Below are 19,186 nucleotides of genomic sequence, written 5' to 3'. Positions count from 1 at the left end.
TCCCCCTGCTGCAATTCAGATGCGCGAAGGAGAGAGGCAGCTACAATTTTCCTTGCATCCGGACGCATCCTCGCCGACATGCTGCGGTCATGTCATATGCTGTGAAGGAAATGTTCGTCACTCTTCAGGGTGAGGGTGCGCAAACAGGCCGTGCGTCGGTATTCTGTAGGTTTGCTGGTTGCAATCTATGGTCCGGCCGCGAAAGTGACCGCGCGACTGCGGCATGCCAGTTCTGCGATACCGATTTCATCGGGACGGACGGCGAAGGTGGGGGCCGTTTTGAAACAGCTACTCTCCTCGCGGAAACAATTGAAGCGTGTTGGAACAGCCGAGCCGATTCATCAGGACGCCGATACGTCGTCTTCACGGGCGGCGAACCCCTGCTACAGTTGGATCCGGCGCTGATTGATGCCGTCAGCAAGCGCGGGTTCGAAATAGCGGTCGAAACCAATGGCACTATCAAAGCCCCCGAAGGTATCGATTGGATCTGCGTAAGCCCGAAGCCGGGTGGAAAGCTCATTCAAAACACAGGTTCTGAACTGAAGCTGGTTTATCCTCAGACGGAGCTGCCACCTGAGATGTTCAAAGAGCTGACATTTGAGCATTTCTGGCTTCAACCGATGGACGGCCCTGAGCGTCTGGAAAATACACAGGCCAGTGTTGCATATTGTCTGGAGCACCCACAGTGGCGCCTGTCACTTCAAACTCACAAGATGATCGGAATTCCATGAGCACCGCCCTTGTTCTGTTCTCTGGCGGCCAGGATTCCGCAACCTGTCTTGCCTGGGCCCTGTCACGCTTCGAACGCGTCGAAACCGTCGGCTATGCTTACGGCCAGCGTCATGCTGTCGAACTTGAATGCCGGAACGTCCTGCGTGAGAAAATGACGGCTATTCATCCGCAATGGAGCAGCCGCCTCGGGGAGGATCATACGATCGACCTTGCGTCCTTGGGTGCATTGTCCGACACGGCCCTGACACGCGAAGCCAGCATAGGCTTTGCAGAAAACGGCCTGCCGAATACGTTCGTCCCCGGTCGTAACCTGATTTTCCTGACATTTGCGGCCGCTCTCGCCTTTCGCCGGGGCGCAAAACACATCGTCACGGGTGTGTGCGAAACGGACTACTCCGGCTACCCGGACTGCCGTGACGATACGATCAAGGCCTTGCAGGTGGCGCTCAATCTGGGGATGGACAAGCGCTTCGTCCTGCACACGCCCCTGATGTGGATCGACAAGGCACAGACCTGGGATCTGACAGAAGAACTGGGCGGAGAGTCGCTCGTCAACCTGATCCGGGAAGACAGTCATTCATGCTACCTGGGAGACCGCACACATCTCCACCCGTGGGGATATGGCTGTGGCACCTGCCCGGCTTGCGAACTGCGTGCAGATGGCTGGCGCCGCTACTGTGAGAGCCATTCATGAACGCCGAACTCGTCTTCACCAGACGTTTCTGCATGGGACACCGACTGATTGCTGGTGCAAGCGAGAAATGCGCGCTCCCGCATGGGCATAATGAATTCATAACCGTTACCCTGCGTGCCACGAAGCCCGCCCGACTGGATGGTACGGGCAACATGATCGTGCCGTTCGCGGATGCGAAATCGCGTTGGCATGATTTCGTGGATACCAGCCTCGATCACGCCCTCCAGCTTTCCGAGCATGACCCGCTTCTGACCTGGTTCCGCACAAACGAGCCAGAGCGCGCATCAAGGATTGTCGTAACTCCAGGTGATCCAACAACCGAAATGCTGGCAGCCCTGCTGATGGCCAAACTCGGGGCCATTTTGCTCAACCAGGGAGATGCGTTGCGGGTTCATGCCATCGAATTGCAGGAAACCCCGACCAACACTGTACGCCTGAACGGAAACCCTCAGGATTATCTGCCCCTTCAGCACCGCCCCGCAGAGCAGTGCTGGTGGAATCGTGCAGACAATAGCATCTCGGACCCATTCTGAAGCTTTTCAGCCTTTCAAAAGGGCCATAATTTCCATCCGGGCCGCAGAATTGCTTGCCCAGATACCGCGCGCTACGGTCGTTACTGTAGTCGAGCCCGGCGAGCGTACACCACGCATGCTCATGCACATGTGCTCACCTTCCACCACCACCAGAATAGCTTCAGGCGCGAGTATGTCTTCCATACCCTGAGCAATCTGGTCTGTCAGACGCTCCTGCAACTGAGGTCTTCTCGCGAACCCCTCAACAAGACGCGCAATCTTGCTGAGACCCGTCAGACGACCACCCGCAGGCAGATACGCCACATGTGCACGACCATGAACAGGCAACAGGTGATGTTCGCACATCGAATGGAAGAGAATATCCTTCACAATCACCGCACCATGGTGGTGGTCAGCGGAAAACTGCGTCTTGAGATGATCACGAGGGTCCTGATGCAGTCCACCCAGCACTTCCAGATACATCCGGGCCACACGATCGGGTGTATCGCGTAGACCCTCCCGTTCAGGATTCTCGCCCAGAGCTGTCAGAATTTCACGAACCGCAGCGGCAATCCGATCTTCGGCATCTACAGGGCGTGTCAGGGCGCCAAGTGGGCGCGGGCCTTCCGCCTGAGCGACGGGAATACTGGCAGTCGCAGCGTTCAGGTTGCTCATATCGGGTTATGCTCCTCTGTTCCCCGGTTCGCGACGGGTCACATCTCCCCCGGTCCGCGCCAGGACAGCTAGCGCCTCCGAGACCCGGCGTCCACCAATCTCGAGATCTGGAGCAATTTCCAGAAGAGGCTCAAGGACGAATGCGCGCTCGAACATCGACAGATGCGGCAGAGTAAGCACCCGATCCGACATTGTGCGCTCACCATAATGCAGGAGGTCGATATCCACGGCTCGCTCACCCCAGCGAAGGCCAGGCTGGCGCCCAAGGTCGCGCTCTATTTCCTTGCAAAGCCGCAGTACCTGATGTGGCACAAGCGTCGTTCGCCCGGTGGCGCACAGATTGACGAATGGGGGTTGCTCGATCCCACCCCAGGGCGCCGTGTCATAAAACGACGAAACAGCCTCAATCGTCAGACCGTCCGCCTGCCCCAAACGTTCAAGAGCAGCTTGAAGGACAGCCTCCCTGTCGCCCAGATTAGCACCTAGCGAAAATGCAATGTCGTGCGTCCGCAACCGTTCCACGCGGACAGCCGTTCCTGAAATGGCATATGGGAGCGGTGCTGAGGGTTTGCGCACTTCAACCAGCACGAAATCCACACGACCCAACTGCGTGAGCACAGCCTCCGCGATCCGCCCCGCAACAGTCTCGATCAATTGAAATGGAGGGCCAGTCACAATACGTGCCGCGATATCGCACAACGTGCCGTAACAGACGGCCTGCTGATAATCATCATCCGCAATGGCGCCGGAAAGGTCTGCGCGGATTTCAATATCTACAACAAACCGCTGCCCCAGACGCGTCTCCTCTGCAAGTACGCCGTGATACCCGAAAAGGCACAGATCCTTGACGAAGACTGAGGTCAAAGCTGGGGAAATCATTCGCCGCGCTCCAGAATATGCTGCATTCCAAAGGCATCGACATGCTCTCGCACATCATGCACCCGCACGATGTCTGCGCCTCTGCGGGCACCGTAAAGATTGGCGGATAATGTTCCCGCCAGCCGCTCATCAACAGACCGACCCAGAAAATGCCCGAACATTGATTTGCGCGAAAGCCCCAGCAAAACAGGCAACCCATACTCTGCCTTGAGATCACGGATCCGCGCTATGGCCTGCACATTCTGATCCGGTGTTTTTCCAAACCCCACTCCCGGATCGAGGATCAGCCGCCCGCTTTCCACTCCCGCACGCTGCGCCAATTCAAGGGATGCATCAAAGAAACGTCGCCAATCCGCCACGACATCCAATGCTCCATCCACCTCCACGCGGTTGTGCATAAGCACCGCATAGGCCTCTGACTGACTGACAACATGCGCCATGTCCGGATCGGCCTGAAAACCCCACACATCATTGACGATCAACGCCCCTGCACTGATCGCCTTCGCCGCGACCCATGCCTTGGTTGTATCGACCGACAGAACAGTTCCTGAAGCTGAAAGCCCTGAAAAGATGGGCGAAAGACGCGCCCACTCCTCCTCTGGAGACACAGGAGAAAATCCAGGCCGCGTAGATTCTCCACCTATATCAAGCAGATCAGCACCATCGGCCAGAAGGGCCTGCGCATGCCTTAGCGCCTCCGGTGCCTGAGCGAACCGACCACCATCGGAAAAGGAGTCAGGTGTTACATTCACAATTCCCATCACGAGCGGACCATGAGAGCGCTTCATCAAGGTTTCATGAAATCGGGCAGCAGGTCTCATTACGGCGCTCTTATCGTTCATCGAACAGGGTTTTCATGTTGATTTCGGAACTCCTGTTGCCACTGATGTGGCAACGAATGGCTTTGTACGCCCATCCTCGGCGCGGTGTCGGGTCCATGGAAAGGCTTGGCCAGATATTCCGCCAAATTTTTTTCAGGCATGGGGCGTGAAAACAAATAGCCTTGGATTTCAGTGCATCCTTTTTCCCGAAGGTACTGATACTGCTCGTCCGTCGCGACACCTTCAGCCGTGATCGCCACGCCGAGATCCACAGCCAGCTCAAGCACAGAGCGCACGACAGCAGCACTGCGCGCGTCCTGCAGCATATCCTGCACGAAAACCGCATCAAGTTTGATCTTGGAAAAAGGAAAGCGCTTCAGATAGCTCAGCGATGAAAAGCCCTTACCAAAATCATCCAGAACAATCCTGACACCCAGATTATTCAGCGCGGCCAAAGTGCTGAAGACTTCGGCCCTTGGCTCCAGAAAAATCGTCTCAGTCATTTCGAGCTGCAGCCGAGAAGAAGGCAAGCCCGTACGCTTCAGAATTTCCGTCACCCTCAACAACATTCCAGGGTCCATGAAATGCGGAGCGGAAATGTTAACAGAAACCCATAATGTCTCCGGCCATTGCATAGCGGCGTTACAAGCAGTTTCCAAAACCCAAAGATCAAATTCCTCGCAGAGATCATCAGCCTCAATCACACGAATGATACGCTCAATGGACATCCTGCCTGATGAGGGACCATTCAGACGCGCCAGAGCCTCAAAGCCCTGCACTTGAAGCGTCTGCGCATTGACGATCGGCTGATAGACAAGCTGAAAAGCGCGGTTACGCACAGCACTGCGCACATCTTCAAGCAATATCCGATGAAACGCCGCTACACTTTCAACGGCATAATCATAAATGCAAACGCGCTCGACATCGTCATTCATCGCTTCCTGCAACGCATCTGCTGCGGCATCCATCAGTGCAGCAGCCTGATCTCCAGTTTCCGGCGCCAGTGCTATGCCGATGCTAACCTTGAGGTGTATTGCCTCACCACCAAGGTCAAACGGCAGTTCCAGAGCCTCAATAATGCGTTGCGCGCAAAACTGCACATGCCCGATATTTGAAACTTCACCTGCCTGCCCGGGACACAACACCAAAAACTCGTCCGCGCTTCGCCTGCTAACGAAATCCGCTCCATGAACCACTTTGCCAAGACGTCCAGAAATCTCTTGAAGGAGCCTGTCCCTCCCATCCGCTTCCACGCTTTGGGGAACACTTTCCAAACCGTCGATCCCGATCATCAACAGCGCAAAAGGTCTTTTTTCTGAAGCCAGGGACAACAGCGATTCGTGCAGACGTTCGGAAAAACCGAGATTGTTCGGAAGACCGGTGAGCATGTCGTGATGGGCGTCATGGGACATTTTGCGATCAACGTCGTGCGCCTTCGTCACGTCCGCGCCAACGCCGCGATGTCCAAGGAAAATGCCTTCTGAAAAAATCGGTCGGCCAGTCAGTGTCCACCAGTGAGGAACGCCATCCATCATGACGCGGATCCGCAACTCCCGGAATGCTAGCCGATGAGTAATGCAATAGGCGAGCTGTGCTGCCGCAGACCCATCCCCGGTATGTCCCGCCGGCAAATCCAGGAGATCCACAAAGCGGCGCCCCTGCACCTGACTGATCGAAAGATTAAACATTTTGGCAAATCTGGCAGAGGGATTGTAAACGCACCCAGCAGAATCCGTATGCCACAGCCATTCGCCAAGCTGACTGTCAGAACGCCGCATGAGCAGACTGACGATTTCCGCCTGTTCTCTCTGTTCAAGTGTCGCAAGGAAAAGGCGCCCACGAAGGCGACGCCCCAGACGCCCCATTACCACAACGAATATCGAGCAAAGAGTGAGCTGCATGATGGCGGAGACATTGGGAAGAAAACTGCCATGCCAGGCGCGTAGCAGGGCAATATACGCCCCCCCCACGATCAGCATCGTCATCACCTCGACCGCATTCTCTACCGCACTGGTCGCCAGGACAGATGCCAGAAGGCCGATGATTGCCATCATCGCAAACAGTGAAGCTGCCTCTCCCGAGATCGAGAAGGTGTGCAGCACGAAAAACGCCCAGACAATACCAAGAGCCGCGTTCAACAATAGCACAGCACGCCATAAAGGCCGGTAATCAACGCGGTCCGATCTCGCACACACCCTGTATTCCGGGCAGTCCGGGCAGACTTTCCTGAAAGTTGAAATGGCCTCGCCTTCTCCAAGGGCACCATCTTCAGGAGACGCCAGCAGCCTGGCGATGCGTGGCAGCATGATCGTAGACCATACGGACATTATCCCGATAACCCCGACGAGAACGACTGAACCCGCCTGAACATCCACGTTGAAGAGCGCAATAAACGCCACCATTGCGGTAAGGGCATGCATGAGAAAATAAACTGGTATCCGCTCATACAGATTGCGCAGGTTTGCACGATCAACAGCACACTGCAGATGAGGCGGCACTTCCAGCGGAGGCACCAAGCGCACAGTAATAGCCAGAATTTTGATACTTCTGATGACACCGCGCCAAATGACGAATGGCAAAGAAAAAACCACTGGAATTTTACGTGAAATTCCTATTTTGCTGCTACAGCAAGAATCTCCAGAAGTATTGCGATAGCAAAAATCCGCCTGATTACAATTTTTGATATTGGTATTTTTTATCTCACGCTGAAATTTTCGTAGCACGCTCATTCTCTATCGAATAATTTCAAACATATCATTAAAATAATAAATGCATCTTTACAGAATTATATCAAAAAAAAATTTCTCGATTTCCAAAGTAAATTCGAGACAAACCTCGAAACATACCGGACTCAAAAATATGGGGGAGATCCTCATATGGCTCCCCCATAATCTTCAGGCTTTGCGGGCCCGCTCCAGAAACTCGTCCATCTGATCCGGCTCAAGTGCCCCCGGAGCCATCGCCGCAGTCCCGAAAATAAATGTCGGAGTGCCATCAAGATTGACCGCACGGGCCTGATCAAGATTTGTCGTAATGAGTGCCACGGTCTGGGGCGCGCTCATATCAGCAGCAAAGCGCGTCATGTCCAGACCATTCGCCTTAGCCACCTCGCTCACGCGATCCATGGTTGGCTTTGTCGTATCGTCCATCAATGCCCGGCGCATAACGTCATATTTTCCCTGAGCGCTGGCAGCGAAAATTGCTCTGGTATCGATCACACTCCCCTCTCCAAGAACAGGGACAAGCTTTTCCACAAGCCGAACGTCAGGATGCCTTGCAAGGAACGCGTCTACAACTGGCATCATATGGCGACAATACGAGCAGCGCGGGTCAAAGAACTCGACGACCGTTATCTTGCCATGCGGGTTACCGCGCACCGCAAAATCAGGTGCCTGCTGCAGCTCGTCGCGATGCGCACGGACACCCGCCATCGACTTGTCTTCCTGCTGCTGCTGCGCCTTGACGCGCAAAGAGCGGATTGCCTCCGTCAGGATGGTGGGATCGTCCTGCAGCGCCTGCCGCATGATCTGGACGATAGCCGCACGCTGCTTGGTGGAAAAAACCGCATCTGCCGAAGCAGACTGGGCCCGAGCTGCTCCGGTCAGAGCGGAAAAGCCAGCGATGGCAGCCAGAACAGGCGGAAGCAGACGATATTTCACAGGAAGCTCCGGATCATCGGAAAAGTAAGACAGTGCTTTGCATACCGACAAAGTCAGACTGGATCAAAGAGAAGCTCACCCCTCCCCTCCGGCAACGTTTGCCGTTATGCTTATTCAGCTCTAATTGCTAAAATCTCTGCAGGGCTGCCCTTGCGGGGATAAACGCCATACACCTGACCCGATACCACACACTGGAGAAACGCCACGTGGCGCACCGTCGAGCCCAGATTTCCGCCCGCGGCCCCATGACGGGTCGCTGCCTGCATTTCGGTCTGATGGCCTCCGTCGCTTCGGGCCTCCTGCTGAGTGCCTGTTCATCTGTGTACTCAGGTGTAGGCGACCTCGGTCACAGTCTTTTTGGCAAGACCACCGAAGCGCCACTTTCAGGCAGCATTGGCACCGTCGTCGCCGATGAACCACAGGCCGCACTGGTTGGGCATGATGTCCTTGCACGCGGAGGCAATGCCGCCGACGCCGCCACCGCCACGGCACTCGCTCTGGGCGTAACGCTACCATCACGCGCATCGTTGGGCGGCGGCGGTGCATGCCTGATCGCCCGTCCCGGCTCACCTGTTCAGTCCATCGCATTTCTGCCGGGCGCAGCCACCAGTCAGGGCGCAGACCGCCCAGCCGGAACTCCGAGCATGATCCGTGGGCTATACTTGATGCAGCTGCATTTCGGGTCTGTGGAATTCTCAGACACCATGTCTCCTGCTATTGGCCTGGCCAGCAACGGCATCACGGTGAGCCGTGTCCTCGCCTCCGACCTTAAGACAGTCAAAGACGCCCTTCTGGCCGACGACTCCGCACGCGCCGTGTTCGGCCGCGGTGAAAGCGACGTACTGGGGGCTGGCGACAACATGACCCAGCCACGTCTGGCCGGTTTTCTGGAACGGGTCCGCACCGCAGGGGTCGGGGACCTCTACAACGGCGCACTGGCAGACGTGTACGTGACCGCTGCCCAGAAAGCTGGCGGGGGCCTCAATGACGATGATCTGCGCCATTCACTCCCTGTGCAGACAGACGCCCTGACCACGCACGTCAACAACATTGACGGCGCATTCCTCGCACCACCAGCAGATGGCGGCCTTGGTGCTGCAATCCGCTATACCACCGGGGCTTCTGCGCAGGGTGCGGTTGCTGCATGGCGCGCCTCCAAAGCTTCGGGCGTTGCATCAGCGCAGGCAGCCCTCGATGCTGGCACGGCTGGCTCCGGCACACTTCCAGCTCTTCCCGCTTCGACCTCATTCGCCATTACAGACCGTCAGGGCATGGCAGTAGCCTGCACCCTCAGCGATAATAATCTGTTCGGCACAGGCCGCATGGCTGGAAATACGGGCGTCATTCTTTCTGCGTCCCCCGCCACGAAGCCACAGCCCCTTCTTGCAGCAGCAATTCTGCGCAGCGGCCGGACATTGCGTGCCGTGATCGCGGCTTCGGGGCAGAATGAAGCCGCAGATGCCGTCGGAGATGCAGCACGCGCAGCCGTACGGGGCGAAGAACTTCCGCATGTAGGCGCAGGCCGCATCAACGCCATCACCTGCACAGGAAATGCTTGCCGCGGCTCCATCGATCCCCGCAGTGCCGGACTTTCTGCCGGCACCACAAACTAATCCCTAGCCCGAAAAACTTCGGACCAGACTGCCCGCCACGAGTGCCCAACCGTCAACCATCACGAAAAAGATGAGCTTGAACGGGAGGGACACCGTGCTGGGCGGCAACATCATCATACCCAGACTCATCAACACGCTTGAAACCACCAGATCTATCACCAGAAATGGCAGATAAAGCAGAAAGCCCATCTCAAATCCGCGCCGCAGCTCTCCAACCATGAATGCAGGAACCAGCACGCGCCACGGCGTATCAGTTACTTTGGCAGGTGGCTTTTCGTGAGCGATATTGAGAAACGTGGAAATATCTGCAGGCCGGGCTGTCGCTGCCATGAAATCATGGAAAGGCTGGCTGGCAACACTCAGACCTTCCATTTCCCCGATTTTTCCTGACATCATCGGCTCGATACCCGTATCCCACGAGCGCTGCAGCGTCGGCTGCATCACGAACAGCGTCAGAAACAATGCTAATCCGATCAGTACGGTATTAGGCGGCGTACCCTGAGCTCCAAGAGCACTACGCAAAAGCGACAGAACAATAACAATCCGCGTAAATGCCGTAACCATGACCAGAAGACTTGGAGCAAGCGACAGTACAGTGATCAGCGCTGTAAGCTGCACCAGTCGGCTGGTCGTTCCAGGCCCGTTCTGCCCAAGATCGATATTAAGTGCCTGAGCATGCGCGCAATGCGGCAGAATGGTACAAGCCAGGGCGATCAGCAGCGGGATCCAGCGCTTCATGACAACAGCTCCTCCGCGTTGATCCGCGTACTGAAATCCTGCTCTCCTTTACACGGCACCATCACATCATTCGCGCCACCGGTCAGAAGAAGAAAATTCTCCGCCCCACATCGAACAAGCGTCAGCCGCCGAGCCCGGTCGATTACCAGTCTTTCGCGTATGCTCATAAGCTGAGATTGCTCTTCCCCACCCATCCTCTTGCGCTCCAGAATCTTCAGAAGCGGCCGCGCGCCCAGGATAAACGCTACGATGATTGTAAGCGCGAACAGCGAGGTGAGGATGTCATGAAGGGGCATTCCGGGGCATTCCAGTCGTTTGAACGCGACAATGCCCAAATATTATTAATAGACACTTAATATCGACCCGCACACGCGCCAAAAAACAGAAAAAGATGCTCCCCGATTTCAACCGTTTATTAACCATTGAATGACATCCTCTCTCCACTGAGACCAAACCCGGTCATCCCATTTTGGAGAAAGTTTCGATGCAGAATGCCGATCTGAACAGAGCAGGCGGCACCGATCTTTTCGCTCTTGGCCAAGACCGGATGCAGTGGCTTCAGGCCAGACAGAATGTGCTGGCAGGCAACATCGCCAATGCCAATACACCTGACTATACAGCGCGCGATGTCTCGCCTTTTCAGGCGGCTCTCGGCGAATTCGACATAACGCCGACAGCAACCCATGCAAATCATATCGGCGCGCCGAGCAATGGCGCTCATGAAATCGAGACGGAATCCGAGCAGTCCATCGATGGCAACCAGGTTACACTGGACCAGCAGCTGGAAAAGGTCGCCGATGTGAACGACCAGCAACATATGGCTGTCAATATTTACAGCAAATACATGAACATGTTTCAGACGGCTCTTGGCAAGTAAGGAGTTCCCAGAATGACCCTGTCTTCCACAATCGGAATCTCCGCCAGCGGAATGGACGCCCAGAGCCAGCGCCTGCGAATTGTCGCAGAGAACCTCGCCAATCAGGATACGACAGGCTCAACCCCCGGCGCAGATCCCTATCGCCGCAAAACAATCACCTTCGCAGAGCAGGTCGATCAGGATACCGGCGCGTCTACCGTCAGCGTCAAAGAAATCGGGCAGGATATGTCTGACTTCCAGACCCGCTATGACCCGTCTCATCCAGCCGCCAACGCACAGGGTTACGTCAAAACTTCCAACGTTGATTCGATGGCTGAAATGATGGACATGCGCGAAGCTGAACGCTCATACGAAGCCAACCTCAATACCATGCAGATCACCCGCACGATGATGTCGCGCACCCTTGATCTTCTGAAATGAATTCCATGCTGACTTCAGTTTCCCAAGCCCATAACGCCTATGCCCAGAGCCTCCAGAACAGCCTCCAGTCCGGCGTGACGGACGACACACCGGACAGCGTTTCGGATTTCAGCTCCGTGCTGTCACAGGCCGTCGGAAACGCAGTGTCGACTGGTCATGCTGCCGAAGCGCAGGCTGCGCAGGGGCTGAGCGGTGGTGGCGACATGACCCAGATTGTCACCGCGATTTCCAACGCACAACTCGCCCTGCAGACCACCACTGTGATCCGCGACCGTATGGTTCAGGCGTATCAAGACGTCATGAAGATGTCGATCTAATCATGCAGTCGGTTGATCTGGCTGCAATTCTTGAGCAGACACTCATCGTCGCCCTCAAGCTCAGCGCACCTGCCCTTCTCACAGCGCTCGCCGTAGGATTGCTGGTATCGCTTGTTCAGGCCGTAACGCAGATCAATGAAGCAACACTGGCCTTTGTTCCAAAGGTTCTGGCCATCAGCGTTGCACTGGTTGTTGCAGGCTCATTTATGACCTCAACCCTGATGACGTTTTCCAGACACCTCTTTGACCAGATGATTCTGGTTGGCGCGACATGAACAGCGGGTTACCGCTAGAATTTTCAGGACTCAGCCTGACAGTCTGGGCGCTGGCTTTCGTATTGGTTCTCTGCCGGACAGGGGGCGCCATCATGGTGATGCCCGGCCTGGGCGAAGAAGAACTTCCCATGACTGTTCGCGCAGGAATAGCGCTCTCCATAAGCGCCCTTGTTCTCCCCCTAGTCACGCCATCTCTTGCGCATTCCTCTTTGGAAAAAACCGCTCCAATCGGCCTGATGGGAATGATTGCAGTCGAGCTTTTCGCAGGCATTCTGATCGGATGGCTGGCACGCCTGATCACTCTGTCGCTGCCAATTGCCGGGCAAATGATCGCAGTTTTTTCAGGCTTGAGCAGCGTGTTGCAGCCCGACCCCGCATTAGGGTCCGGCAGTTCAGCCGTTGCCCGCCTCATGAACCTGCTGGCACCGTTGATGCTGCTCGTGACCGGAGCATATATCCTGCCTATCAAGGCCATCATCGGAAGTTACGCTCTTCTTCCTCCTGGTGGCTTCCTGTTGGCCCAGCCACTCATGCACTGGCCCTTTCTGGCGGATGCGACACACAGCGTAGTCGATATAACGGAGCGTTCTTTCCTGCTTGGGCTGGAACTGAGCGCCCCTTTCCTGCTGATCTCCTTCGTCTGGCAGATCATGCTGGGCATCATGACGCGCCTCTTGCCAACGCTTCAAATCTACAACACAGCCACGCCCCTGCAGATCGTGGGCGGCATAGCGCTTCTCTGTTTTCTACTGCGGCAAACACTAACAATCTGGGAAGGCCAAGCCTTCGATATCTTTCGCGCACTGCCTGGCCTGTAACAGATGGCTGACGCAGAAGATCGGACAGAAGCCCCGTCTGCCAGGCGCCTGCAGCAGGCGCGTGATGATGGACAAATAGCCCTCTCCCGCGAGGCCATGAATTTCATTGCGCTCATGGCTGGCGCGATTGGTACATTTGCACTCTTGCCCGTATTGCTCCCCACGTTCGTCCGCAACATGCAATTGCTGATGATGCATGCCGGAAGCGCGCCCCTTTCTCACAATAGCTTGCAACAGACCGCTGAACAGGCATTTCAGTCCGGATTGCTAATAGCCGTGCCAGTCGCAGGCACAGTAATGGCGTTTGGCATCGGCTGCGGCATCCTGCAGAGCGGTTTTCTTATTCATCCGGAATCACTTTTGCCGAAATTCGAGAGAATTTCGCCTCTGGCTGGCCTGAAGCGAATTTTTGGCGGTGGAACGCTTCCAGACACATTCAAATCCATCGCAAAACTTCTCGTATTTTCAGTGGTGGTCTGGAACTCGGCCAAAAAAATATTGCCTGAAACTTACGGGATGGTTGGTGTCAGTCCCGGAAACCTGATGCATATCGTGTCTGATGTCTGCCTTCACGCGGTCGTCGCCATGATTCTGGCTCAGCTCGTTATTGCCGGAGCGGATATCCTGTGGACGCGCTTTCGCCACACATCCAAGCTGCGCATGAGCCGGCAGGAGATGAAGGACGAATACCGCAACACGGAAGGTGATCCACACGTCAAAGGCCGCCTGAAAGCCCTGCGCGCAAAGGCTGCACGTCAGCGCATGATGGACGGCGTGAAGGACTCTACGGTCGTGATCACCAATCCGACGCATTATGCCGTCGCGCTAGCTTATGAAAAAGGCACGGCCGGAGCTCCCAAGATCGTCGCAAAGGGCATGGATGACGTCGCCGCACGGATCCGCGAACTGGCGCAGGACAACCGCATTCCCGTCATTTCAAACCCTCCCCTCGCCCGCGCCCTTTTCCCGCTCCCCCTCGACAGCGAAGTTCCGGCCGAACACTTCAAGGTGGTGGCAGCCATCATCGCTTATGTCTGGAAGCTCAAACAGCCGGCCGCTCCGCATACGCCCATAAGCTGAAAGCATGTTTTTTTGAGGAAATACGCTCTTTTCCTCTTGGCGGATGAGGGTAGAACACTGATATCTTTCATACGAGAACATTTTATGAACGTGCGATCAGCGCCACATCCTGCAAAGCTCACTCTTTGCGGTCTCTCGTGAGCAGTCTATCGTGCTTTCATCACATCAGCGATGAGCTATTGCGAGGATTGAATGGACAAGACCAAGGCGCTTGAAGGCGCTCTCAGCCAGATTGAGCGCGCGTTCGGCAAAGGGTCGATCATGCGCATGGGCCAGCGCCCGAAAGAGCAGGCAGATGTCATCTCTACCGGCTCCCTCGGGCTGGACATCGCTCTGGGAATTGGTGGCCTGCCACGCGGACGTATCATCGAGATTTACGGCCCGGAAAGCTCCGGCAAAACGACGATGGCACTCCACGTTCTTGCTGAAGCACAGAAGAAAGGCGGCACAGTTGCCTTTATCGATGCCGAGCATGCACTTGACCCGGGCTACGCACGCAAGCTGGGTGTAAACATCGACGAGCTCCTTCTCAGCCAGCCCGATGCGGGCGAGCAAGCACTGGAAATTGCAGACACTCTGGTTCGCTCCGGTGCCGTGGATGTACTGGTCGTAGACTCAGTCGCAGCTCTCGTACCGCGGGCCGAACTCGAGGGAGACATGGGCGACAGCCATGTCGGCCTTCATGCCCGTCTCATGAGCCAAGCTCTGCGTAAGCTGACCGGTACAGTCTCACGCTCCAACACCATGGTGATCTTCCTCAACCAGATCCGCATGAAAATCGGCGTGATGTTCGGAAGCCCAGAGACGACTACGGGTGGTAATGCGCTGAAATTCTATGCGTCCGTCCGTCTGGATATCCGCCGTATTGGTGCGATCAAAGACAAGGACGAGGTCGTCGGCAACCAGACGCGCGTCAAGGTTGTGAAGAACAAGATGGCACCTCCGTTCCGCCAGATCGAGTTCGACATCATGTATGGCGAGGGTGTCAGCAAGATGGGTGAATTGCTGGATCTTGGTGTGAAGGCAAATATCGTCGAGAAATCTGGTGCGTGGTTCTCTTTTGACAGCCAGCGCATTGGTCAGGGTCGTGAGAACGCCAAGCAGTTCCTGCGCGAACATCCAGACATGGCGAACGAAATCGAACGCCGCATTCGTGCAGATGCAGGCGTCGTGGCAGAGGCAATGCTGGTATCACCCGACAAAGACGACGAAGACTCGGTAGACTGAGATAACGAGAAAGGGCACAGATCCTGCTGGTTCTGTGCCCCTTTTCCAAAACCGGTCGCCGGATAAAGTTCGCTAGCGACTGAGGCGCAGAAACGGCCGCCCCTTGTCCCAGATGTTCAGCCCCTTCAGCGCCAGATCCGCAATACCGGGCAATAGGCGTGGCTGCATGAGATCCGGATCGAAAGCCGTCATTCGACGTGCGTTTTCCCGGTAGCAATCCTCGACAAAGCCTTTGAACGAAAAACCATCCAGAAAGAGATTTGTCTGCGTGACGGCAAAATCACGCCCGTCATTCGGCTCCTGACCTCGACGGACCATTCCCAGAAGACGTTGCCCAGCGCGTGCATAAAAATGCAGCGATTTGAGTGTCCTCCGCGTTTTTCCCAGCCCCCGCCGCCGTTCACGCCAAGCCATGTAATTGATGAAGAACACGATATGACGTGTCTCCTCAAACATCAGGACATCGAAAATTTCGAACATCGCTTCCGGCAGAAAACGTGACTGACGCGCCGTCTTGAAAGCCCCAAACCCCAGAAAAGCATCGAGGCATTCCCCGAACCCGAAATCAATGAAAGCCGTCTCAAGGTCCGCAGGAAATTCTTCTATCGGCTGTGGATGAGCATCCAGCCCGTAGCGATCGATCATCACGCGGATCAACCGGGCATGACGCGCTTCTTCGTAGCCCTGCAACGCAACTGCTTCACGCACAACAGGATCAGCGATCTGCGGTGTAAAAGCGTCGACAATCGCTCCAGCCCGGCGTTCGGTATGATACACCTCTTGCCAGAACGGGACAGCGCGGAGCTTGGCCAGATCTTCGTCGCTCAGATCTGGCCAAGGCAGGCATTCAGGATCAAAAACCTGGTGTGTCTCAACGAACTGGCGGCAGAAAAACCGCTTATGCGCGTCAGAACCAGCTTCGAAACCCTTCATGCAGCAGCCTTTGTCTTTCCCTTGAAACGATCCCACAGCCCCGAAGCACGGACGAAAGCACGCGCAATGGCTGGCGTGGTCGTTGGCCGCAGCAGACGCGGATCATACCCCGAGAAACGACGATCATTTTCATCAAGGCAGAGCTGCATAAGCTCTGGGACCTTGATGTCCATGTTCGTCATGTCCTTGGCGCCGGTGACGGTGAAATTATTGTCCTGGGTGTGTTCCTGTCCGCTCTCGTCAATGGAGCGAGCAAGCCCCATGCGTTCATAGGCGAGGAAGATCCAGACAGCGACAACGCGCATCTCGAACCACGGGCGCTTCCAGAATGGCATCGTCGCCCGGTGCCAGGCGAGCCAGTTTGCGAAGAGCAGGATGTGGCGACATTCTTCCTGCATAACAGGCTCGAACGTTTCAATCAGCTCCATCGGGAACAGACCGGCACGCTCTGCAAGCGCGAACAGCCCAAACGCGAAGAAGCTATCCACACACTCTGAAAAGCCAGTGACCATATAAGCCCACTCGGTATCTTTGGGCTCGATATAATCTGGCTCAGGCGCCATTTTGATTTTGTAGGCTTCAACCAGCTTGGAGAGGACCTCCTTGTGCCGGTTCTCCTCCCAAGCGTTGCGGGAGAGAGCGTCCTTCATGTCTGGATCGTCAATCATCGCAGCATAAGCCGCCATGCGCAGACGCGCCTTGCCTTCGGTCTGAACGGCAATATCCCAGATTGGAAGGGATGTGATGCGGTGAAGCGTTTCAGGATCCAGCTCGGGCCAGTCGATGACAGACGGCTTGTATGGATTGAACGTATCACGGAACATCTGGACCGTAGCTTTTTTATGCTCTTCGGTACCGGGCTTGAGTGGCCCCCTGATCGGGCTACTCCAGTGGCGTGCTTCGTAATCCACGCGTTCGAGCGTCTTCTCCGACGGCTGGTCGGGAAGATGAGAATAGATATCGGCCAGGCTTTTCATGGCTATGTTCGCGGCGTGCCCTGCGGCACGCCGTGCCCCTCGGAGCTGGGAGTTACTTAAGGTCGGTTGCCGACGTGATCACACGGTTCACGAGCCCATAGGCAATCGCTTCTTCCGCAGACATCCAGTAGTTGCGGTCCGTGTCCTTGGCGATCTTCTCGTAGGTCTGTCCGGTTTCACGGGCAAACAGACGATTCAGACGCTCACGCATCTTGATGATCTCGCGGGCCTCGATGTCGATATCCGTTGCCGGACCACGCACACCACCCATCGGCTGATGGAGCAGGAAGCGCGTATTCGGCAGGCAGACGCGGCGCTCCGGACGACCTGCGGCATAGATCAACGCGCCTGCGGATGCGACCCAGCCAGTACCAATCATATTAACCGGCGCAACCGAATCCACGAAGCGGATCATATCGTGGATCGTGTCACCACTCTCTACATGACCACCAGGAGAGTTGACGTAGATATCGATCGGCTTGTCCGAAGCACCGGCGAGCGCCAGAAGGCGGCCTGTAACATCGCGAGCGATCTTGTCATTGATTCCACCGAAAATCAGCACCTTACGCTGATCGAACAGGCGGCTTTCCAGCTCGCTGATTGGGGAATTCAGGGTTTTGTTATCCCCTGGCTCCGAAGGCTCCGGCCCATTGGGCTCAGGTACATCAGGGCCCTGGGGGTCGGGTTCATCATCAAAGCGGGCAGGGTTCATCTTGGAGATGTCCATATCGTTTCCAGATCCAGCGTGCATCTTCATGCCCCTATCCTGCGCCCGGTTTGCCTCGGTGCCAAGTCCGGGCAGTGCGAAGTCTCGCCATTGTCTTCGTGAACCGCTAGGCTCACGCCCGCTCAGACATCTTTGAGAGGCAGGAACGACACAGTGGCGTCAGGGAACATGCAACGACCTAACAGGCTGGGAACGTGCGGCATCATGCCCAAGATCCCACTCGTTCTGCTGACGCTCACGACAGCACTGGCTGGCTGCCAGCATCAGGATGCGGTCGATTCCGTAACGTCGATGTGGCACAACTACGAAGGCGGCGAGATAGCCAAGCTCAGACCGCCGCCGCCAGGTCAAAACCTGCCTTATCCACATGCTGGCAGAACCCCCACGCGCACACCGGAACTTCCTTCCCCCGAAGCGCGGATGGCACTCACCGAGCGTCTGGAGGCGCAACGTAATCTGGCCCAGCGTGAAAGCGCAGCCAATGGCGCACTGCTCGATACGTCGGTCCATTCAAAAACGGGCACGACGTCAAAGCCCACTCCCACATTCGCCTCGGCCGATCAGAGCGGCATGACGATGACGGCAGTCGGCCAGCCAGACCCGCAACCCGCACCTTCGGCCACCACAGACGCTCCGCCGATTTCGCCGAAGACCTCGGTCAAAGCGACGCCACCTGCACAGACACCTTCAGTTGAAGCGGCTCTGCCGCAGGTTGTGGCACGTTCCATACCGCCAACACCTCCCGGAGAATTTCCCAAAATTGGCGATGTTCCTCCCCCTGCCCCGCAATTTCCCGGCTTCAATATTCCTCGTGACGCGGGACTGCCAGATCCGGTTCAACCAGACATTGACAGCGCGACACCAGACGGAACGCTCATTCGCTTTGCCCCGACAACGGATCACGCTCTTGGCAACCCGGCGTCCAACTACCAGCATATCGCCCAGAGCAGAGGCCATAAGCGTATAGTCGTTCTGGGGTTCGGCTCTGCAATGTCAGCCGAGGCGGCGCTTTCGCCCACTGACCAGTCGCGCGAAATTGCCCTTGGGCTTCTGCGGGCAAAAGCCATTGCACAGGGCCTCATGGACCACGGTGTGCCTGCATCCGACATCATCCTCCGGGCCGAGGCCATCGGCGACGGCGCGCGCGTCACATACGCGCCCTGAAACCGAGAAAATTCAGGAACATCACGAAGGGCATTCCCAGGGCGCCAT

22 protein-coding genes are annotated in these 19,186 nt (G+C 56.3%); 12 read left to right on the top strand and 10 right to left on the bottom strand.

What is annotated here, in order from left to right; genetic code table 11:
• The first annotated feature begins 89 nt into the window (after positions 1-89).
• From queE to GWA01_RS09530, 3 genes are read left to right on the top strand one after another with little or no spacing between them, the layout of a single operon-like run.
• Entirely contained in the window at positions 90-731 is a 642-nt protein-coding gene (queE, locus tag GWA01_RS09540; protein ID WP_146796932.1) for a 7-carboxy-7-deazaguanine synthase, read from the top strand.
• Positions 728-1,426 (top strand): 7-cyano-7-deazaguanine synthase QueC, encoded by a 699-nt coding sequence (gene queC / locus GWA01_RS09535; RefSeq protein WP_146796929.1) that lies wholly within the window; start codon positions 728-730, stop codon positions 1,424-1,426. The genes queE and queC overlap by 4 nt, the downstream gene beginning before the upstream one ends.
• Positions 1,423-1,959, top strand: a complete 537-nt coding sequence (locus GWA01_RS09530; RefSeq protein WP_146796926.1) for a 6-pyruvoyl trahydropterin synthase family protein — start codon at positions 1,423-1,425, stop codon at positions 1,957-1,959. Before queC ends, GWA01_RS09530 begins: the two co-directional genes overlap by 4 nt.
• A 6-nt stretch (positions 1,960-1,965) precedes the next feature.
• Here the strand turns inward: GWA01_RS09530 and folE are convergent, their stop codons facing one another.
• The 5 genes from folE to GWA01_RS09505 form a co-directional block, all read right to left on the bottom strand.
• Positions 1,966-2,613, bottom strand: a complete 648-nt coding sequence (gene folE / locus GWA01_RS09525; RefSeq protein ID WP_146796923.1) for a GTP cyclohydrolase I FolE — start codon at positions 2,611-2,613, stop codon at positions 1,966-1,968.
• Positions 2,614-2,619: 6 nt separating this feature from the next.
• On the bottom strand, positions 2,620-3,492 hold the full coding sequence (folK, locus tag GWA01_RS09520; protein WP_146796920.1) for a 2-amino-4-hydroxy-6-hydroxymethyldihydropteridine diphosphokinase: 873 nt from the start codon (positions 3,490-3,492) through the stop codon (positions 2,620-2,622).
• Positions 3,489-4,280, bottom strand: a complete 792-nt coding sequence (folP, locus tag GWA01_RS09515) for a dihydropteroate synthase (RefSeq protein ID WP_228118497.1) — start codon at positions 4,278-4,280, stop codon at positions 3,489-3,491. Before folP ends, folK begins: the two co-directional genes overlap by 4 nt.
• 50 nt (positions 4,281-4,330) lie before the next feature.
• Positions 4,331-6,892 carry a putative bifunctional diguanylate cyclase/phosphodiesterase gene (locus GWA01_RS09510; RefSeq protein WP_186819527.1) on the bottom strand — a complete coding sequence of 854 codons (2,562 nt, stop codon included), beginning with the start codon at positions 6,890-6,892 and terminating at the stop codon, positions 4,331-4,333.
• A 315-nt stretch (positions 6,893-7,207) separates the two neighbouring features.
• Positions 7,208-7,972 (bottom strand): DsbA family protein, encoded by a 765-nt coding sequence (locus GWA01_RS09505; RefSeq protein WP_146796914.1) that lies wholly within the window; start codon positions 7,970-7,972, stop codon positions 7,208-7,210.
• A gap of 206 nt (positions 7,973-8,178) precedes the next feature.
• Here GWA01_RS09505 and GWA01_RS09500 point away from each other — a divergent pair, with 206 nt between their 5' ends.
• On the top strand, positions 8,179-9,585 hold the full coding sequence (locus GWA01_RS09500) for a gamma-glutamyltransferase (protein ID WP_229316046.1): 1,407 nt from the start codon (positions 8,179-8,181) through the stop codon (positions 9,583-9,585).
• Positions 9,586-9,588: 3 nt separating this feature from the next.
• Here the strand turns inward: GWA01_RS09500 and fliP are convergent, their stop codons facing one another.
• Together fliP and GWA01_RS09490 are read right to left on the bottom strand one after the other, a co-directional pair.
• A complete protein-coding gene (gene fliP / locus GWA01_RS09495; RefSeq protein WP_146796908.1) occupies positions 9,589-10,323 on the bottom strand; it encodes a flagellar type III secretion system pore protein FliP in 735 nt (244 codons plus the stop codon).
• Positions 10,320-10,619, bottom strand: a complete 300-nt coding sequence (locus GWA01_RS09490; RefSeq protein WP_146796905.1) for a hypothetical protein — start codon at positions 10,617-10,619, stop codon at positions 10,320-10,322. Before GWA01_RS09490 ends, fliP begins: the two co-directional genes overlap by 4 nt.
• A gap of 188 nt (positions 10,620-10,807) precedes the next feature.
• Here GWA01_RS09490 and GWA01_RS09485 point away from each other — a divergent pair, with 188 nt between their 5' ends.
• From GWA01_RS09485 to recA, 7 genes are all read left to right on the top strand, one after another.
• A complete protein-coding gene (locus tag GWA01_RS09485) occupies positions 10,808-11,200 on the top strand; it encodes a flagellar basal body protein (RefSeq protein ID WP_146796902.1) in 393 nt (130 codons plus the stop codon).
• Positions 11,201-11,212: 12 nt separating this feature from the next.
• Complete coding sequence (flgC, locus tag GWA01_RS09480) at positions 11,213-11,620, top strand: flagellar basal body rod protein FlgC (protein WP_146796900.1); 408 nt, start codon at positions 11,213-11,215, stop codon at positions 11,618-11,620.
• Between the two features lie 5 nt (positions 11,621-11,625).
• On the top strand, positions 11,626-11,937 hold the full coding sequence (locus GWA01_RS09475; RefSeq protein ID WP_146796897.1) for a flagellar hook-basal body complex protein FliE: 312 nt from the start codon (positions 11,626-11,628) through the stop codon (positions 11,935-11,937).
• A 2-nt stretch (positions 11,938-11,939) separates the two neighbouring features.
• Positions 11,940-12,212 (top strand): flagellar biosynthetic protein FliQ, encoded by a 273-nt coding sequence (locus tag GWA01_RS09470; protein ID WP_146796893.1) that lies wholly within the window; start codon positions 11,940-11,942, stop codon positions 12,210-12,212.
• Positions 12,209-13,030 (top strand): flagellar biosynthetic protein FliR, encoded by an 822-nt coding sequence (locus GWA01_RS09465; protein WP_146796890.1) that lies wholly within the window; start codon positions 12,209-12,211, stop codon positions 13,028-13,030. The genes GWA01_RS09470 and GWA01_RS09465 overlap by 4 nt, the downstream gene beginning before the upstream one ends.
• Before the next feature lie 3 nt (positions 13,031-13,033).
• Positions 13,034-14,110, top strand: coding sequence for an EscU/YscU/HrcU family type III secretion system export apparatus switch protein (locus GWA01_RS09460; protein WP_146796887.1), 1,077 nt, complete (start codon positions 13,034-13,036; stop codon positions 14,108-14,110).
• Positions 14,111-14,302: 192 nt separating this feature from the next.
• Positions 14,303-15,337: a recombinase RecA gene (gene recA / locus GWA01_RS09455; protein ID WP_146796884.1), complete on the top strand. Its 1,035-nt coding sequence runs from the start codon at positions 14,303-14,305 to the stop codon at positions 15,335-15,337.
• 72 nt (positions 15,338-15,409) lie between these two features.
• On the opposite strand, the gene GWA01_RS09450 is transcribed toward recA, so the two are convergent.
• Genes GWA01_RS09450 through GWA01_RS09440 form a run of 3 tightly spaced genes read right to left on the bottom strand, consistent with a single transcriptional unit; the run spans position 15,410 to position 18,004 of the window.
• Positions 15,410-16,270 (bottom strand): hypothetical protein, encoded by an 861-nt coding sequence (locus GWA01_RS09450; RefSeq protein WP_146796881.1) that lies wholly within the window; start codon positions 16,268-16,270, stop codon positions 15,410-15,412.
• On the bottom strand, positions 16,267-17,247 hold the full coding sequence (locus GWA01_RS09445; protein ID WP_146796878.1) for a ferritin-like domain-containing protein: 981 nt from the start codon (positions 17,245-17,247) through the stop codon (positions 16,267-16,269). Before GWA01_RS09445 ends, GWA01_RS09450 begins: the two co-directional genes overlap by 4 nt.
• A gap of 52 nt (positions 17,248-17,299) precedes the next feature.
• Complete coding sequence (locus GWA01_RS09440) at positions 17,300-18,004, bottom strand: ATP-dependent Clp protease proteolytic subunit (protein ID WP_146796875.1); 705 nt, start codon at positions 18,002-18,004, stop codon at positions 17,300-17,302.
• A 174-nt stretch (positions 18,005-18,178) separates the two neighbouring features.
• On the opposite strand from GWA01_RS09440, the gene GWA01_RS09435 reads away from it, so the two are divergent.
• On the top strand, positions 18,179-19,138 hold the full coding sequence (locus tag GWA01_RS09435; RefSeq protein WP_146796872.1) for a hypothetical protein: 960 nt from the start codon (positions 18,179-18,181) through the stop codon (positions 19,136-19,138).
• Positions 19,139-19,186 lie beyond the last annotated feature (48 nt).

Source organism: Gluconobacter wancherniae NBRC 103581, assembly GCF_007988885.1.
GTDB classification, from domain to species: domain Bacteria; phylum Pseudomonadota; class Alphaproteobacteria; order Acetobacterales; family Acetobacteraceae; genus Gluconobacter; species Gluconobacter wancherniae.
The sequence above is the reverse complement of the archived record's forward strand: the minus strand, read 5'-3'. Positions and strand labels throughout refer to the sequence as shown.

Coding starts and splice junctions, on each gene's coding strand:
- queE (WP_146796932.1), top strand. CDS start 90: ATGTCATATGCTGTGAAGGAAATGTTCGTCACTCTTCAGGGTGAGGGT.
- queC (WP_146796929.1), top strand. CDS start 728: ATGAGCACCGCCCTTGTTCTGTTCTCTGGCGGCCAGGATTCCGCAACC.
- GWA01_RS09530 (WP_146796926.1), top strand. CDS start 1,423: ATGAACGCCGAACTCGTCTTCACCAGACGTTTCTGCATGGGACACCGA.
- folE (WP_146796923.1), bottom strand. CDS start 2,613: ATGAGCAACCTGAACGCTGCGACTGCCAGTATTCCCGTCGCTCAGGCG.
- folK (WP_146796920.1), bottom strand. CDS start 3,492: ATGATTTCCCCAGCTTTGACCTCAGTCTTCGTCAAGGATCTGTGCCTT.
- folP (WP_228118497.1), bottom strand. CDS start 4,280: ATGAAGCGCTCTCATGGTCCGCTCGTGATGGGAATTGTGAATGTAACA.
- fliP (WP_146796908.1), bottom strand. CDS start 10,323: ATGAAGCGCTGGATCCCGCTGCTGATCGCCCTGGCTTGTACCATTCTG.
- GWA01_RS09490 (WP_146796905.1), bottom strand. CDS start 10,619: ATGCCCCTTCATGACATCCTCACCTCGCTGTTCGCGCTTACAATCATC.
- GWA01_RS09485 (WP_146796902.1), top strand. CDS start 10,808: ATGCAGAATGCCGATCTGAACAGAGCAGGCGGCACCGATCTTTTCGCT.
- flgC (WP_146796900.1), top strand. CDS start 11,213: ATGACCCTGTCTTCCACAATCGGAATCTCCGCCAGCGGAATGGACGCC.
- GWA01_RS09475 (WP_146796897.1), top strand. CDS start 11,626: ATGCTGACTTCAGTTTCCCAAGCCCATAACGCCTATGCCCAGAGCCTC.
- GWA01_RS09470 (WP_146796893.1), top strand. CDS start 11,940: ATGCAGTCGGTTGATCTGGCTGCAATTCTTGAGCAGACACTCATCGTC.
- GWA01_RS09465 (WP_146796890.1), top strand. CDS start 12,209: ATGAACAGCGGGTTACCGCTAGAATTTTCAGGACTCAGCCTGACAGTC.
- GWA01_RS09460 (WP_146796887.1), top strand. CDS start 13,034: ATGGCTGACGCAGAAGATCGGACAGAAGCCCCGTCTGCCAGGCGCCTG.
- recA (WP_146796884.1), top strand. CDS start 14,303: ATGGACAAGACCAAGGCGCTTGAAGGCGCTCTCAGCCAGATTGAGCGC.
- GWA01_RS09450 (WP_146796881.1), bottom strand. CDS start 16,270: ATGAAGGGTTTCGAAGCTGGTTCTGACGCGCATAAGCGGTTTTTCTGC.
- GWA01_RS09445 (WP_146796878.1), bottom strand. CDS start 17,247: ATGAAAAGCCTGGCCGATATCTATTCTCATCTTCCCGACCAGCCGTCG.
- GWA01_RS09440 (WP_146796875.1), bottom strand. CDS start 18,004: ATGAAGATGCACGCTGGATCTGGAAACGATATGGACATCTCCAAGATG.
- GWA01_RS09435 (WP_146796872.1), top strand. CDS start 18,179: ATGCCCAAGATCCCACTCGTTCTGCTGACGCTCACGACAGCACTGGCT.